This is a genomic window from Paraburkholderia sp. SIMBA_027 (genome assembly GCF_046535315.1).
GTDB classification, from domain to species: Bacteria; Pseudomonadota; Gammaproteobacteria; order Burkholderiales; family Burkholderiaceae; genus Paraburkholderia; species Paraburkholderia tropica.
Window position 1 is genome coordinate 1 of record NZ_JAWRWY010001400.1, and the last position, 244, is coordinate 244.

Annotated in this window: 1 pseudogene; it reads left to right on the forward strand. The window is 67.2% G+C overall.

From position 1 onward, the window contains the following. Positions 1-128: 128 nt before the first annotated feature. Positions 129-244, forward strand: a pseudogene (locus SB764_RS43790) (ABC transporter permease); the annotation flags it as partial.

Consider the following 244-nt stretch of genomic DNA (forward strand, 5'->3'; position numbering starts at 1 on the left):
GAGATCAGCGAAGTCGTGCGCGTGAGCCACCGGATCGCGGTGCTGCGCGACCGGCGCAAGGTCGCCGAGCTGAGCGGCGACGACGCGTCGGAGGAACACGTGTACCAACTGATCGCGGGAGGCCGGTCATGATGCGGCTACGCACATTGCTTCGCCATCCGCTCGTATGGCCGCTGTTGACGCTCGCGCTGCTGTTGGCGCTCGACGTCGCGCATCGGCCGGGCTTCCTGTCGATCTCGCTGCT